Genomic DNA, 13,996 nt, shown 5'->3' on the forward strand with positions numbered 1-13,996 from the left:
ATCACCGGAAATGTCAGCAGGTGTGACCGTTACGCTCAAATCGCAGGCAAGAAAAAACCCGCCGAAGCGGGTTTTTCCAGGCCAGCAGTGCTTACTTCACATTGCTTGGGGTTGGGCCTTCAGCCACACCCAGGTCATCTTCTTCACGCTCGTCGGAGATACCGCGACCGCCCGAGGCCAGCTCGGTTTGCAGCTGATCGGTATCCAGCTCCTTGACCCACTTGGCAACCACGATGGTGGCTACTGCGTTACCGACCAGGTTGGTCAGTGCGCGGGCTTCGGACATGAAGCGGTCGATACCGAGGATCAGCGCCAGACCGGCCACCGGCAGGTGACCGACCGCCGACAGGGTCGCGGCCAGCACGATGAAGCCCGAACCGGTCACACCGGCGGCGCCTTTGGAGGACAGCAGCAATACCAGCAGCAGGGTGATCTGGTGGGTGATGTCCATGTGGGTGTCAGTCGCTTGAGCGATGAACACGGCCGCCATGGTCAGGTAGATCGAAGTACCGTCGAGGTTGAACGAGTAACCGGTCGGGATCACCAGACCCACCACGGATTTCTTCGCGCCCAGACGCTCCATCTTGATCAGCATGCGTGGCAGTGCCGATTCCGACGAGGACGTGCCCAGTACGATCAACAACTCTTCACGGATGTAACGCACCAGTTTAAACACGCTGAAACCATGAGCACGGCAGATCGCACCCAGCACCACCACCACGAACAGGATGCAGGTGATGTAGAAGCAGATCATCAACTGGCCCAGTTGCACCAGCGAGCCGACGCCGTAAGCACCGATGGTGAAGGCCATCGCGCCGAAAGCACCCAGCGGCGCCAGTTTCATGATCATGTTGATGATGTTGAACATTACGTGGGCGAAGCGATCGATCATGTCCAGCAGCGGACGACCGTACGAACCCAGGCGATGCAGGGCGTAGCCGAAGATCACCGAGAACATCAGCACTTGCAGGATGTCACCGGTGGCGAACGCGCCGACGATGGTATTCGGGATTACATTGAGGAGGAAACCGACAATGCTCTGGTCTTTACTGGCCGTCACATAAGTGGCGATTTTCGAGGCGTCCAGGGTGGTGACGTCGATGTGCATGCCGGCGCCCGGTTGCACAACGTTGACCACGATCAGACCGATCAGCAGGGCAATGGTGGAAACGATTTCGAAGTACAGCAGCGCGTAGCCGCCGGTCTTGCCCACGGATTTCATGTTCTGCATGCCGGCGATGCCGCTGACAACGGTACAGAAGATGATCGGGGCGATGACCATTTTGATCAGTTTGATGAACCCGTCACCCAGCGGCTTGAGGGCTACACCGGTCTGAGGGTAGAAGTGACCAAGCAGGATGCCGATGGCGATGGCAACGATCACCTGGAAATACAGGGATTTGTACAGTGGCTGACGAGTCGTCATTGCAGATTTCCTCAAGAGCCTCGCGTGGCAACATCCATCTGTTGACCGCGAAACCTGAATTGCGAACCCTCCTGCACTGGAGGGATTTGTTGTTGGAGCAGCGTTTTCCGTCAGGGAAAAACGCACGCTTCTGTGGCTTGTATCGCAAACGTCGTGCCACTTTGGTGCGATTGCCTGCAAGCCTTTTGATATCAGGGATTACAGGTGCATGGATGTCACCATCCGGTGACTCAAGTGTGGCGGATTTCCGCCAACTCGCCGCTTCTCGTCCTACAATTTGGCGGAAATCCGCCTTGTAGGCGCGTCCAGCCGCCGGCTACCATCCGGCGCCTGAGGAAGGATCTGCCGCTTATGCGCGAACGCACCATCGCCAGTCATTTTGCCCGTGCCGCCCTCGGCGGCGCACGCCGCGTGGGTTTCGATTACTCGGGCCTGCTGTCGCAACTGGGCATCAGCCCTGAATTGCTCGATGAACCGCGTGCACGCATTGCCCCGGAACAATTCACTCGCTTGATTCAGGGCCTGTGGTTGGCGCTGGACGACGAATACCTGGGTTTCGGCAACGCACCGAGCAAACCCGGCAGTTTCGCCATGATGTGCCATGCCTCGATTCACTGCCGCAATCTGGAGAAAGCCCTGCAACGCGGTTTATTGTTTTATAGCCTATTCCCCGAAGTCCCGCGCCTGAGCCTGACGCGCGAAGACGAATGGGTGCGTTTGAGCCTCGATGATTCGCAGATGTGGGACCCGGATCACTTCCTCACCGAGAGTCTGCTGGTGATCTGGCATCGCCTCGGCAGTTGGCTGATCGGCCAACGGATTCGCCTTGAGCAGGCAACCTTCAGCTATCCGCGCCCCGAGCACGGTGCTGAATACGACCTGCTGTTCCCCTGCCCGCTGACCTTCGGCACCGATCAAAGCAGCCTGTTGTTCCACAGCAGATATCTACACATGCCGCTGTTGCAGGACGAACGCACCCTCAAACATTTCCTCGAACGCTCCCCCGCCGACCTGCTCTCTCGCCCGGACGACGGCGACAGCCTGAGCAGCCGCCTGCGCCGTTTGCTCAGCCGCGACACGGCGCGCTGGCCGGATCTGGAAGCGGTCGCGGCGCATCTGCACATCAGCCCGCAGACCCTGCGTCGGCATTTGCGTGAGGAAGGCACCAGTTTTCAGGAGTTGAAGGATCAGTTGCGGCGGGATATCGCCATTTATCATTTGGGCCGGGCGGATCTGTCGCTGCAGCAGATTGCCGAGCAGTTGGGGTTTTCCGAACCGTCGGCGTTTCATCGGGCGTTCAAGAAGTGGACGGGGCTGACGCCGGGGGCTTATCGGGCGCAGGAGCAATGAGGCTATAAATCAAAAGCCCCTCACCCTGACCCTCTCCCGGAGGGAGAGGGGACTGATTGGGGGATGCTCAAGATGTACGCCGACCTGAACGTTCTCTACTGAATCCAAAATCGACTGGCTATTTCAGGTCGATGTAAAACGCCAGACACCTCGGTCGGCCCCCTCTCCCTCTGGGCGGTCCGACGTTTCGGGAGGGCTGGGGTGACGGCAATCCCGATCACACCGCAGGAAAATGAATCCTGAACGCCGCCCCGCCCATCGGCGAGTCGCCCAGCGCCAGTTTGGCGTTGTAGCTTTCAATAATGTCCTTGACCACCGCCAACCCGATCCCCTGCCCCGGATGCTGAGCATCCAGTCGTTCACCACGCTCCAGAATCCGCGCACGCTGATCCGGCGGCACGCCCGGGCCGTCATCTTCGACGCACAGTTCGATTCCGGCGAGGGTCTCGCGCACGCTGATGCGCACTTCGCCCAGACACAGTCGATAGGCGTTCTCCAGCAAGTTGCCCATCATTTCCAGCAGCGCGCCCTGCTCGATCGGCACATAACAATGCTCGGGCAAATCAAATGCCACGCGCACATGCTTGTCGCGATACACCTTGTCCAGCGTGTCGCAAAGGCTTTTGAGCACCGGTTGCAAGCGCACCTGGTGTCGCACCAGTCCGCTTTTACGCAAGCTGGCCCGTTGCAGTTGATAGCTGATCTGCTGGCTCATGCGTTCGATCTGGCTTTGCAGCACCCACGCCTGATCGCGTTCTTCCGGACGCTGGGCCATGTCTTCACTGACGCCCTGCAACACTGCCAATGGCGTTTTCAGGCTGTGCGCCAAATCATCGAGGGAATCGCGATAACGACTACGTTGCTGCCGTTCGCTGTGCAGCAAGCGGTTGAGCGAGCCGGTCAGGCGCAGCAACTCGCGCGGATGCTGCTCGGTGAGGCTTTCACGGGTGCCGCCTTCGATTTCGTCGAGTTCCTGACTGAGCCGACGCAGCGCTTTGAGGCCCCAGGTCAGGCCGATCCACAACAGCGCCAACAGCACGAGCAACGCAGCACCGAAGCCCAGATAGAGATTTTCACGCAGGCCTTCGAGGGTGGTTTCATATTCGCGCACCGGTTGCAGGGCAACGATGCTGAATGCCGCGCTTTTACCGCCGAGCAGTTTGACTTCGACGTCGTAGACGAAGAATTCCTGACCATTGGTTTCACGAATCCGCGCGAACTCGTTACCGAGCCCGTCGTAGCGCGGCTTGTAGTTGATCTGCTCTTCCTGGGTGGCTTTCGAGCGCCAGACCAGATGCCCTTCGCGGTCGTAGATGTAGCCGAGCAAACGGAAGTCGGTGAGGTTGAAGCGCTCGTCCGGCAACTGATTGGGCATCACCAGCCGCCCGTTTTCGATGCGCGCGGCAGAGATCAGCGTGGTGACATCGGAGGCCAGGCGCTGCTCGATCGAGTCCTGCAACGCGAGGCTGAACGCGCCTTGCATGGCCGGGAGCAAGGCGAGCATGAACAACACCGCCAACGTGGTGGCGGCGAGCATCAAGCGAACGCGAAGGGAACGAATCAAGTGCAGCGCTCATTGAACAAGTAACCGAGGCCACGCACGGTGTCGATCGGCTTGAACCCGGCCGGGCCTTCGAGTTTGCGGCGCAGACGGCCGACCAGCACTTCGATGACATTCGGATCGCGCTCGTCGTCATCCGGGTAGAGCTGCTCCATCAAGCGATCCTTGGGCACTACTTGTTGATGGTGGCGCATGAGGTATTCGAGGATGCGGTACTCGTAGGCGGTCAGCGCCAGCGGTTGCTCGTCGAGGGTCGCCTGTTTGCGATTGAGGTCGAGCAGCAGCGGCCCGGCGACGATGGTCGACTGAGTGAAACCGCTGGAGCGGCGCAGCAAGGCATTCAGACGCGCGTCGAGTTCTTCGAACTGGAACGGCTTGACCACGTAATCGTCGGCGCCGGCGGCGAGACCTTCGACCTTGTCCTGCCAGTTGCCGCGCGCGGTGAGGATCAGGATCGGGAAGGTTTTGCCGCCCGCGCGCAACTGCCGAATCAGGTCGAGACCGCCCATGCCCGGCAGGCCGAGATCGATCACCGCCAGGTCAAAGTTGAACTGTCCGGTCTGGTACAAAGCCTCTTCGGCATTGGCCACGGATTCGACCACGTGACCACTTTCCGTCAGGCGGGTTTGCAGGTGATGGCGCAACAGCGCTTCATCTTCGACGACCAACAGTTTCATAACGCTCTCCCGGGTAAATCCAGAATCTCCAAAAACACACCTGTGGGAGCGAGCCTGCTCGCGAAGGCTGTGTGTCAGTCGATAAATTGATCGACTGATTCACCGCTTTCGCGAGCAGGCTCGCTCCCACATTGAACCTGTTGGCAACTCCTTAGAAATTGTAGTTAGCCGACAGGTAAGTCTGCGCGCTGCTGTTCAAGTCCAGCGAACCTTGCTTGCTGCCACCGCTCTCTTTCATCTCGGTGCTGGCGTTGCTCATCAGGTAACGGTAACCGAGTTCGACCGAGGTGTTTTGCGAGACTTGCTGCAACACACCGAACTGGCCGCCGACGGCGTAACCGATGTCACTGTCGCGGCTGTAGCCTGGCGAATCCTGAGTCAGCTTGGTCAAACCAGCCGTGGCACCGCCAAACAGCTTGGTGCTGCCGCCCACCGGATAGAACAGATCGTAGCTGCCCAGCAGATTTTCCTGACGCAGTTTAATGCCATTGTGCGAGCCCGACACGTTGTCGTAGGTGGCGTAGTAGCGACCCTGGCTGTTTTGCTGACCGAGGCGAACGCCGTAGGTGTTGTTGCCGTCGATCGCGCCGGTGGCGTTCGGGTGGTCGAGGTTGTTGTTCAGTGCGTGGGACTTGTCGATCTTGTTGCTGGTCTGACCGAACGTCAGGCCGGCAAAGTTGCTGGTGTCGTCGGCCTGGGCCGCGATGCTGGAGCCTAACAGGGTAAATGCCAGCAGCAGTTTGTTAAAACGAGTCATGGGTATTTCCTCTTTCACAGTTGCTGTTTGGGTATGGCGCAAGGTTACTGACCTCCCCCTGTACCGCCCCTGAACCGTCTCTGAACCTGACCTGAACCAAATGAACTAGGCTGTTTTGACCTTTTACTGTCAGGAGACCCGACCATGCGCCTGTTCCTCGCCCTTACCTTGCTGGCTGTCAGCAGCCTTGCTCAGGCTGCGATCAAGACTGAAGAAATCCCCTATCAGAGCGCCGACGGCACGAAACTGATCGGCTACTACGCCTACGACGACGCCATCAAAGGCAAGCGTCCGGGCGTCGTCGTTGTGCACGAATGGTGGGGGCTGAACGATTACGCCAAGCGCCGCGCGCGCGATCTCGCCGGGCTCGGCTACAGCGCCCTGGCCATTGATATGTACGGCGAAGGCAAGAACACCGAGCACCCGAAAGATGCGATGGCGTTCATGCAGGCGGCGACCCAGGATGCGGCGGCTTCCAGCAAGCGCTTCGAGGCCGGGCTGAACTTGCTGAAGAAACAGCCGCAGACCGACGCCAACAAAATCGCCGCCATCGGTTACTGCTTCGGCGGTGGCGTGGTGCTCAACGCCGCGCGGCAAGGTGAGCCATTGGCGGGCGTGGTGAGTTTCCACGGTGCGCTGGCGACCAAGACCCCGGCAACGCTTGGCAGTGTGAAAGCGAAGATTCTGGTCGAGCACGGCGCGCTGGACAGCATGGTTACGGCGGATAACGTCACGGCGTTCAAGGCAGAAATGGACAAGGCCGGGGCTGACTATAAATTTGTCAGTCTGGATGGCGCCAAGCATGGCTTCACCAATCCGGATGCCGATCGCCTGAGCCATGGCGAGCACGGTGGCCCGGACATCGGGTACAACAAGGCCGCGGATGAAAAATCCTGGGCGGACATGAAAGCGTTCTTGCAGAAAATCTTTAGCTGATCAGCGACACCGCGGCGCGGCCTTCGCGAGCAGGCTCGCTCCCACACTGGATCTATGCCGCCCAGTAGATCCCCTGTGGGAGCGAGCCTGCTCGCGAAAGCTTCACCGCCGATCTCGACCTTGTCTCGACTAACCGGCAAAATGCCCGCCATGAATCTCCCCCCTACCCTTCCCGCCTGCTGCACCGCGCTCGACAGCCATTGGCCGTTGCCGACGGTATTGGCCGACACCGTGCTGCTTAGCACCCATTTCGACCCGGCCCGACTGCTTGGCGATGACTTTCAACGCAGTGCCGTCGTCGCGCCGCCGAGCATTCAACGTTCGGTAGCCAAGCGTCAGGCTGAGTTTCTAGCCGGGCGAATTTGCGCCCGGGCGGCGTTGGAGCAACTGGAAGGCAGCAGTGTTGTGCCAGCGATTGGTGAAGACCGCGCGCCGATATGGCCCGCGCATATCTGCGGCTCGATCACCCACAGCACCGGTCGTGCGGCAGCGATTGTCGCCAACAAAAGGCATTGGCGCGGTTTGGGCATGGATCTGGAAAACCTGCTCAACACCGAACGTGCCGAGCGCCTGGCCGGGGAGATTCTGACGCCACCTGAAATGCAACGCATGACGTCCGCCTCGCGCGATCAGTTGGCCTTGTGGGTGACGCTGACCTTTTCGGTGAAAGAGAGTTTGTTCAAGGCGCTGTACCCGATTGTGCAGCAGCGCTTTTATTTCGAGCACGCTGAAGTGCTGGAGTGGACTGAAGCCGGTGAAGTCCGGTTGCGCTTGTTGACGGACTTGTCCGCTGAATGGCGCAACGGTACTGAACTGGAGGCGCAGTTCGGGGTGCGGGATGGGCAGTTGTTGAGTCTGGTCAGCATTCAGGCCTGAAATCTTTCAGCGCCTGTTCAGGCCTCTTCGCGAGCAGGCTCGCTCCCACATTTTGAAATGCATTCCCCTGTGGGAGCGAGCTTGCTCGCGAAGGCGGCATCGCGGCCACCACAAGAATTACCGGCGTTCCTGATTCCTCGGCCAACTCAGGCTAAAACAAGCCCCGCCCAGACTCTTGCTCTTGCCAATGATCGCCCGGCCGTCATGCCAGTGAATGATCCGCCGCACAATCGACAGCCCCAAACCATGCCCGCCCGACGCCCGCGTACGGCTGTCATCGAGACGTAGAAACGGCGTGAAAATCCGCTCCCACGCGACCTCCGGTACACCCGGGCCGTCATCCTCGACGTCGACGCGACAGCGCAATTGCCCGACCTGATAACTCACCGTCACGTTCGAACGTGCATGGCGCATCGCGTTGCTTACCAGATTCTGCAGCGCTCGATGCAGATAACGTGGCTCAGCTTCCACCCAGGCATCATCGTTATCAGCAGCAGACAGGCACAATCCCCGCTGCACGGTGACCTCGGCGCGTAACGGCGCCAGCTCTTCAATCACCTGATTGACCAGCGCATCCAGATCGATGCGCTGGAAGGTCAGCGCCGGCGAGCCCTGCTCCAGCCGAGCATAGGTGAGCATCTCATCGACCAGCTTATCGAGGTCTTCGATGTCGTGATCCATGCCTTCGCGGTACTTCTCCAGTGCTTGCGGCGTGGTCGCCGAGCCGATCATTTCCAGACCGAAACGCAGGCGCGCCACCGGCGTGCGCAATTCATGGGACACCGCGCGCACCAGTTCGCGCTGAATCGCCAGCAACTGTTGCAAGTGCTCGGCCATGCCGTTGAACGCCGACGCCAGACGCCCCACCGAGTCGGCACCGCGCGCCGGCACACGGGTTTCCAGGCTGCCCTTGGCAATCCGCGTGGCCGCCGCTTCAAGGCCGCGCAAACGGCGTTCGAGCTGACGCACCAACAGATAAACGATGAGACCGATCAGGCTCAGACCAAGTGCCGCAATCAGCACCAGCCATTCCGGCGGGTACGGGTTCATCTGATACAGCGGGCCGATCTCCAGCACCCACGGCGTGCCGACCATGCCGGCAAACACGCGAATCGAATCGCCGCCCTTGCCCAGCGCCATTACCGTATCGCCTTCGGCCACGCGGCGGCTCTGGTCTTCGTCCATGTCGGCCTCGTTCACCGTGACCAGGCGCAGATCGAAACCGAAACCCTTCTCTTCCTTTATCTGCGCGAGACGTTTGGGCTGCTCGCCAACCGGCACGCGCACCAGTTCATCGGCGAGCAGGTAAATGGTCGCGCGGGCCAGTTGCTCGCTGATTTGCTGCACTTCCCCCACCAGCACCAGCTGCTCTTTGTCGCTGACCATTCGATAGACCTTCGCCGCGTGCGGTCCGGTCTGCTCGACCAACGCCTGACCACGCTGCACGCGGGTGCGCTGGGACAGATCAAGGTCGGTTTCGGCAAATTTCTTCAGCGCCAGCGGAATCCCCAGTAAACGCTCCCACACCAGCAGCGCACGATGGCGCTCGGTTTCGTTCATCGGCTGCAGGTTGCCGGCCATCAGCGAGAACGTGCCGTGGGCCAGACGTTCGCGGTACTGCTCGCTGCGCACCTGGTTGAGCAGGTTCAGCGCCAGCACGCCGAGCACCGCCACCAGAATGATCGCTGCGCACATGCCGCCGTAGATGCGCAGGAAGATCGAGTTCACAGCGGCAGATCTACGCAGGCTTCAGGGACGAACAGGTAGCCTTTGCTACGAATGGTCTTGATCAGGCGTGGATGGTCGGGGTCATCACCGATTTTCGGGCGAATGCGCGAAATGCGCACATCGATCGAGCGGTCCTGACCGTCGTAGCCGATGCCGCGCAGGGCGGTGAAGATTTCTTCGCGGGACAGAATGCGCCCGGCGTTTGACACCAGTAGCCATAACAGATCGAACTCGGCGCTGGTCAGTTCGATGCCATTGTCACTCAGCCACGCCTCGCGCAAGGCGTCGTCGACCACCAACGGACCAAATTGCAGACGACGGGATTTTTCGGCGACCGGTTCAGGTGTGTCGCTACGTCGCAGCAACGCTTGAATGCGCGCCAGCAACAGACGCGGGCGCACCGGTTTGCACACGTAATCGTCGGCACCGAGGTCGAGCCCCTGGATCTGATCGGCATCGTCGGTGCGCGCGGTGAGCATCAGAATCGGCCCATCGAAATGATTGCGCACCTTACGGCAAATGCTCAGGCCATCTTCGCCGGGCAGCATCAGGTCAAGGATCACCAGATCCGGCTGCTCCTTGATGATCCGTGCCGCCGCCAGCGCACCGTTGCCTTCGATGTCCACGCGCAGTCCATTGGCTTGCAGGTAATCGCGCGTCAGTTCGGCCAGTCGCTGGTCATCCTCGACGATCAATACCTGCCAGGCTTGTTGCTCCACCGGTGACCTCTGCTTTCTATTGTTATTGATAAAAGGAAGGCGATTGCCCAGACACACAATCCCCTGTAGGAGCTGTCGAGTGAAACGAGGCTGCGATCTTTTGATCTTGCTTTTCAAGATCAGGATCAAAAGATCGCAGCCTTCGGCAGCTCCTACAGGGGTACGCGATATTTAGCGTGATTCTCCCGACCTTTTGTCATGTTTCAGGAGGATAAGAATGCCTGTGCATGGGCCGATTGTATAAACGGCGTACAGCCAGAACACAAGTCGGTAAATGCGTTCGGAGAAGGCCGTTTTTTGTGATAGGGTTCGCGCCCTTAAAAATCCGCTGAAGCGTTTTTCCCGAGGATAAAACGGTGACAAACGGTCTAGCTCAGCAGGTCCGCGGCCTACACGGGAATTCCTTGTTTCTTACACAATTTACGCACAGGTTTATCCACAGGTAGTACGTTGCAACACCCCTCAAAACGCATTATCTTGTAGCACGGCGCGGAGAGAGACCCTACATATGGGGTTTTCCGCTCAAACGCCCAACCACATTTAGGGCCTGAAACTCAAGTGCTTTATTGCCAGTTTCCGGTTGAACCAAGCAAGTTTTTCAAAGCCCAAACCGCACTTGCGGATGGCACCGTTTTTTAGGTCCGAAATGACCGGAACGGTACGGGTGTTGCAGTCATTACTGTCACCCTGGAAGGAGTTTGGCTCGAGCCTTGGCTCGGCGCCGAAAACTTCGGCAAGGATGCGGCGCTACAAGCCTTTTTCCTACTGTTCCGAAGTTGTTACGCCGACGCTTGTCGGTTGCAGTGCTTCGGTACAGAACGGTGAGCACCATGACGGTGCCAAACAAACATAGAGAATGTGGAGACCACCCCCCATGCAAACCGACACAACTCGCGAGAACCCGCAGGGCACCTTGCCGCAGGCCGCTGATTCGAATTCGGATCTGGCAGCCACCGCGCCTGGTCAACTGCGCGTGATCAAGCGCAATGGCACTGTCGTTCCTTACACCGATGACAAGATCACCGTCGCTATCACCAAAGCGTTCCTCGCAGTTGAAGGCGGCACCGCTGCCGCTTCGTCGCGAATCCACGACACTGTTGCGCGCCTGACCGAACAGGTCACCGCGACCTTCAAGCGTCGCATGCCGTCGGGTGGCACCATCCACATCGAAGAAATCCAGGACCAGGTCGAACTGGCCCTGATGCGTGCCGGTGAGCAGAAAGTCGCGCGCGACTACGTGATCTACCGTGACGGTCGTTCGAAAGAACGCGCTGCCCACGCGCCGGCGGAAGAAGCGGTCAACGCTCACCCGTCGATCCGTATCACCCGTGCTGACGGCAGCCTGGCGCCGCTGGACATGGGTCGTCTGAACACCATCGTCACCGAAGCCTGCGAAGGCCTGGAAGAAGTCGACGGCGACCTGATCCAGCGCGAAACCCTGAAAAACCTCTACGACGGCGTGGCCCTGACCGACGTCAACACTGCCCTGGTGATGACCGCTCGTACGCTGGTTGAGCGTGAGCCGAACTACTCGTTCGTGACCGCCCGCCTGCTGATGGACACCCTGCGTGCCGAAGGCCTGGGTTTCCTCGGTGTGGCCGAAAGCGCTACTCACCACGAAATGGTCGACCTGTACGCCAAGGCATTGCCGGCCTACATCGCCAAAGGTATCGAGTTCGAACTGCTGAACCCTGTGCTGGCCACCTTCGACCTGGAAAAACTGGGCAAGGCGATCAACCACGAGCGCGATCAGCAATTCACCTACCTGGGCCTGCAAACCCTGTACGACCGTTACTTCATCCACAAGGATGGTATTCGTTTCGAACTGCCGCAGATCTTCTTCATGCGTGTGGCCATGGGCCTGGCGATCGAAGAGAAGCACAAAGAAGACCGTGCGATCGAGTTCTACAACCTGCTGTCGTCCTTCGACTACATGTCGTCGACCCCGACCCTGTTCAACGCCGGCACCCTGCGTCCACAGCTGTCGAGCTGCTACCTGACCACCGTGCCGGATGACCTGTCGGGCATCTACCACGCGATCCACGACAACGCCATGTTGTCGAAATTCGCTGGCGGTCTGGGCAACGACTGGACGCCGGTGCGTGCACTGGGTTCGTACATCAAAGGCACCAACGGCAAGTCGCAAGGCGTGGTTCCGTTCCTCAAAGTGGTGAACGACACCGCGGTAGCCGTTAACCAGGGTGGCAAGCGCAAAGGCGCTGTGTGTGCCTACCTGGAAACCTGGCACATGGACATCGAAGAGTTCATCGAACTGCGCAAGAACACCGGTGATGATCGTCGTCGTACCCACGACATGAACACCGCCAACTGGATCCCTGACCTGTTCATGAAGCGTGTCTTCGACGACGGCAAGTGGACCCTGTTCTCGCCATCCGAAGTGCCGGATCTGCACGACCTGACCGGTAAAGCCTTCGAAGAGCGCTACGAGTACTACGAAGCCCTGACCGAATACCCAGGCAAGGTCAAACTGTTCAAGACCATCCAGGCCAAAGACCTGTGGCGCAAAATGCTCTCCATGCTGTTTGAAACCGGCCACCCTTGGCTGACCTTCAAAGACCCGTGCAACCTGCGCAGCCCGCAGCAGCACGTCGGCGTGGTTCACAGCTCGAACCTGTGCACCGAGATCACCTTGAACACCAACAAGGACGAGATCGCCGTTTGCAACCTGGGCTCGATCAACCTGCCGAACCACATCGTCAACGGCAAGCTGGACACCGCCAAGCTGGAACGCACCGTGAACACCGCCGTTCGCATGCTCGATAACGTTATCGACATCAACTACTACTCGGTGCCACAAGCGAAGAACTCCAACTTCAAGCACCGTCCGGTCGGTCTGGGCATCATGGGCTTCCAGGACGCTTTGTACCTGCAGCACATTCCTTACGGTTCCGACGCTGCCGTCGAGTTCGCCGACAAGTCGATGGAAGCCGTCAGCTACTACGCGATCCAGGCGTCCTGCGACCTGGCTGACGAGCGCGGCGCGTACGAGACGTTCCAGGGTTCGCTGTGGTCCAAAGGCATCCTGCCGCTGGATTCGCAACAGATCCTGATCGAGCAACGTGGCCAGAAGTACATCGATGTCGACCTGAACGAAACCCTGGACTGGGCACCGGTTCGCGCCCGTGTTCAGAAAGGTATTCGTAACTCCAACATCATGGCCATCGCACCGACCGCGACCATCGCCAACATCACCGGCGTATCGCAGTCGATCGAACCGACCTACCAGAACCTGTATGTGAAATCGAACCTGTCGGGCGAATTCACCGTGATCAACCCGTACCTGGTTCGCGACCTCAAGGCTCGCGGTCTGTGGGACTCGGTCATGATCAACGACCTGAAGTACTACGACGGTTCGGTTCAGCAGATCGAGCGCATCCCGCAAGAACTCAAAGAGCTCTACGCGACCGCGTTCGAAGTGGACACCAAGTGGATCGTTGACGCCGCCAGCCGTCGTCAGAAGTGGATCGACCAGGCCCAGTCGCTGAACCTGTACATCGCCGGCGCATCGGGCAAGAAGCTCGACGTGACCTACCGCATGGCCTGGTACCGTGGTCTGAAAACCACTTACTACCTCCGCGCCCTGGCCGCGACCAGCACCGAGAAGTCGACCATCAACACCGGCAAGCTGAACGCTGTTTCCAGCGGCGGCAACCACGGCGACGATTCGGTTCTGGCGGCTCCTGCCGGTCCTGCTCCAGTGCCAAAGGCTTGCGCGATCGACGAGCCGGATTGCGAAGCTTGCCAATAAGCTGAGCTGAATCAGGCGTTGCGAGACGCCTGATACTCTCCTGGCAAAAGAAACCCCCGACAGACTTCTGGTTTGTCGGGGGTTTTCTTTTGGGGCAACATCAAAAGCCCCTCACCCTGGCCCTCTCCCGGAGGGAGAGGGAACTGACTGCGTGGATGTGAGAGATACGGCGACGCTGAATACCGAGTCGTATGCGA

Annotated in this window: 10 protein-coding genes; 4 read left to right on the forward strand and 6 right to left on the reverse strand. The window is 59.4% G+C overall.

Translation table 11 applies throughout. The features are described from left to right. Positions 1 to 91: 91 nt before the first annotated feature. Complete coding sequence (locus PspR84_RS21545) at positions 92 to 1,426, reverse strand: dicarboxylate/amino acid:cation symporter (protein ID WP_007917521.1); 1,335 nt, start codon at positions 1,424 to 1,426, stop codon at positions 92 to 94. Between the two features lie 351 nt (positions 1,427 to 1,777). Here PspR84_RS21545 and PspR84_RS21550 point away from each other — a divergent pair, with 351 nt between their 5' ends. Beyond that, positions 1,778 to 2,776 carry an AraC family transcriptional regulator gene (locus tag PspR84_RS21550; RefSeq protein WP_160059069.1) on the forward strand — a complete coding sequence of 333 codons (999 nt, stop codon included), beginning with the start codon at positions 1,778 to 1,780 and terminating at the stop codon, positions 2,774 to 2,776. 217 nt (positions 2,777 to 2,993) lie between these two features. On the opposite strand, the gene PspR84_RS21555 is transcribed toward PspR84_RS21550, so the two are convergent. The 3 genes from PspR84_RS21555 to PspR84_RS21565 form a co-directional block, all read right to left on the reverse strand. Beyond that, positions 2,994 to 4,340, reverse strand: coding sequence for an ATP-binding protein (locus PspR84_RS21555; RefSeq protein ID WP_016987433.1), 1,347 nt, complete (start codon positions 4,338 to 4,340; stop codon positions 2,994 to 2,996). Next, positions 4,337 to 5,014 carry a response regulator transcription factor gene (locus PspR84_RS21560; RefSeq protein WP_016987432.1) on the reverse strand — a complete coding sequence of 226 codons (678 nt, stop codon included), beginning with the start codon at positions 5,012 to 5,014 and terminating at the stop codon, positions 4,337 to 4,339. The genes PspR84_RS21555 and PspR84_RS21560 overlap by 4 nt, the downstream gene beginning before the upstream one ends. Before the next feature lie 151 nt (positions 5,015 to 5,165). Further along, entirely contained in the window at positions 5,166 to 5,771 is a 606-nt protein-coding gene (locus tag PspR84_RS21565) for a hypothetical protein (RefSeq protein WP_160059070.1), read from the reverse strand. A 144-nt stretch (positions 5,772 to 5,915) separates the two neighbouring features. On the opposite strand from PspR84_RS21565, the gene PspR84_RS21570 reads away from it, so the two are divergent. Together PspR84_RS21570 and PspR84_RS21575 are read left to right on the forward strand one after the other, a co-directional pair. Continuing rightward, positions 5,916 to 6,707: a dienelactone hydrolase family protein gene (locus PspR84_RS21570; protein ID WP_160059071.1), complete on the forward strand. Its 792-nt coding sequence runs from the start codon at positions 5,916 to 5,918 to the stop codon at positions 6,705 to 6,707. A 150-nt stretch (positions 6,708 to 6,857) separates the two neighbouring features. After that, positions 6,858 to 7,583 carry a 4'-phosphopantetheinyl transferase superfamily protein gene (locus PspR84_RS21575; protein WP_160059072.1) on the forward strand — a complete coding sequence of 242 codons (726 nt, stop codon included), beginning with the start codon at positions 6,858 to 6,860 and terminating at the stop codon, positions 7,581 to 7,583. A 117-nt stretch (positions 7,584 to 7,700) separates the two neighbouring features. On the opposite strand, the gene PspR84_RS21580 is transcribed toward PspR84_RS21575, so the two are convergent. Both PspR84_RS21580 and PspR84_RS21585 read right to left on the reverse strand, forming a co-directional pair. Continuing rightward, positions 7,701 to 9,311: an ATP-binding protein gene (locus PspR84_RS21580; protein WP_160059073.1), complete on the reverse strand. Its 1,611-nt coding sequence runs from the start codon at positions 9,309 to 9,311 to the stop codon at positions 7,701 to 7,703. Then, a complete protein-coding gene (locus PspR84_RS21585) occupies positions 9,308 to 10,030 on the reverse strand; it encodes a response regulator (RefSeq protein ID WP_160059074.1) in 723 nt (240 codons plus the stop codon). Before PspR84_RS21585 ends, PspR84_RS21580 begins: the two co-directional genes overlap by 4 nt. An 874-nt stretch (positions 10,031 to 10,904) precedes the next feature. Between PspR84_RS21585 and PspR84_RS21590 the strand changes: the two genes are divergently transcribed. Next, positions 10,905 to 13,799 carry a ribonucleoside-diphosphate reductase subunit alpha gene (locus tag PspR84_RS21590; protein ID WP_160059075.1) on the forward strand — a complete coding sequence of 965 codons (2,895 nt, stop codon included), beginning with the start codon at positions 10,905 to 10,907 and terminating at the stop codon, positions 13,797 to 13,799. Positions 13,800 to 13,996: the final 197 nt, after the last annotated feature.

Source organism: Pseudomonas sp. R84, from assembly GCF_009834515.1.
GTDB lineage: Bacteria > Pseudomonadota > Gammaproteobacteria > Pseudomonadales > Pseudomonadaceae > Aquipseudomonas.

Excerpts from the sequence above, each read along its gene's own strand:
- PspR84_RS21560 (WP_016987432.1), bottom strand. The coding sequence starts at position 5,014 with ATGAAACTGTTGGTCGTCGAAGATGAAGCGCTGTTGCGCCATCACCTG.
- PspR84_RS21570 (WP_160059071.1), top strand. The coding sequence starts at position 5,916 with ATGCGCCTGTTCCTCGCCCTTACCTTGCTGGCTGTCAGCAGCCTTGCT.
- PspR84_RS21550 (WP_160059069.1), top strand. The coding sequence starts at position 1,778 with ATGCGCGAACGCACCATCGCCAGTCATTTTGCCCGTGCCGCCCTCGGC.
- PspR84_RS21575 (WP_160059072.1), top strand. The coding sequence starts at position 6,858 with ATGAATCTCCCCCCTACCCTTCCCGCCTGCTGCACCGCGCTCGACAGC.
- PspR84_RS21590 (WP_160059075.1), top strand. The coding sequence starts at position 10,905 with ATGCAAACCGACACAACTCGCGAGAACCCGCAGGGCACCTTGCCGCAG.
- PspR84_RS21545 (WP_007917521.1), bottom strand. The coding sequence starts at position 1,426 with ATGACGACTCGTCAGCCACTGTACAAATCCCTGTATTTCCAGGTGATC.
- PspR84_RS21565 (WP_160059070.1), bottom strand. The coding sequence starts at position 5,771 with ATGACTCGTTTTAACAAACTGCTGCTGGCATTTACCCTGTTAGGCTCC.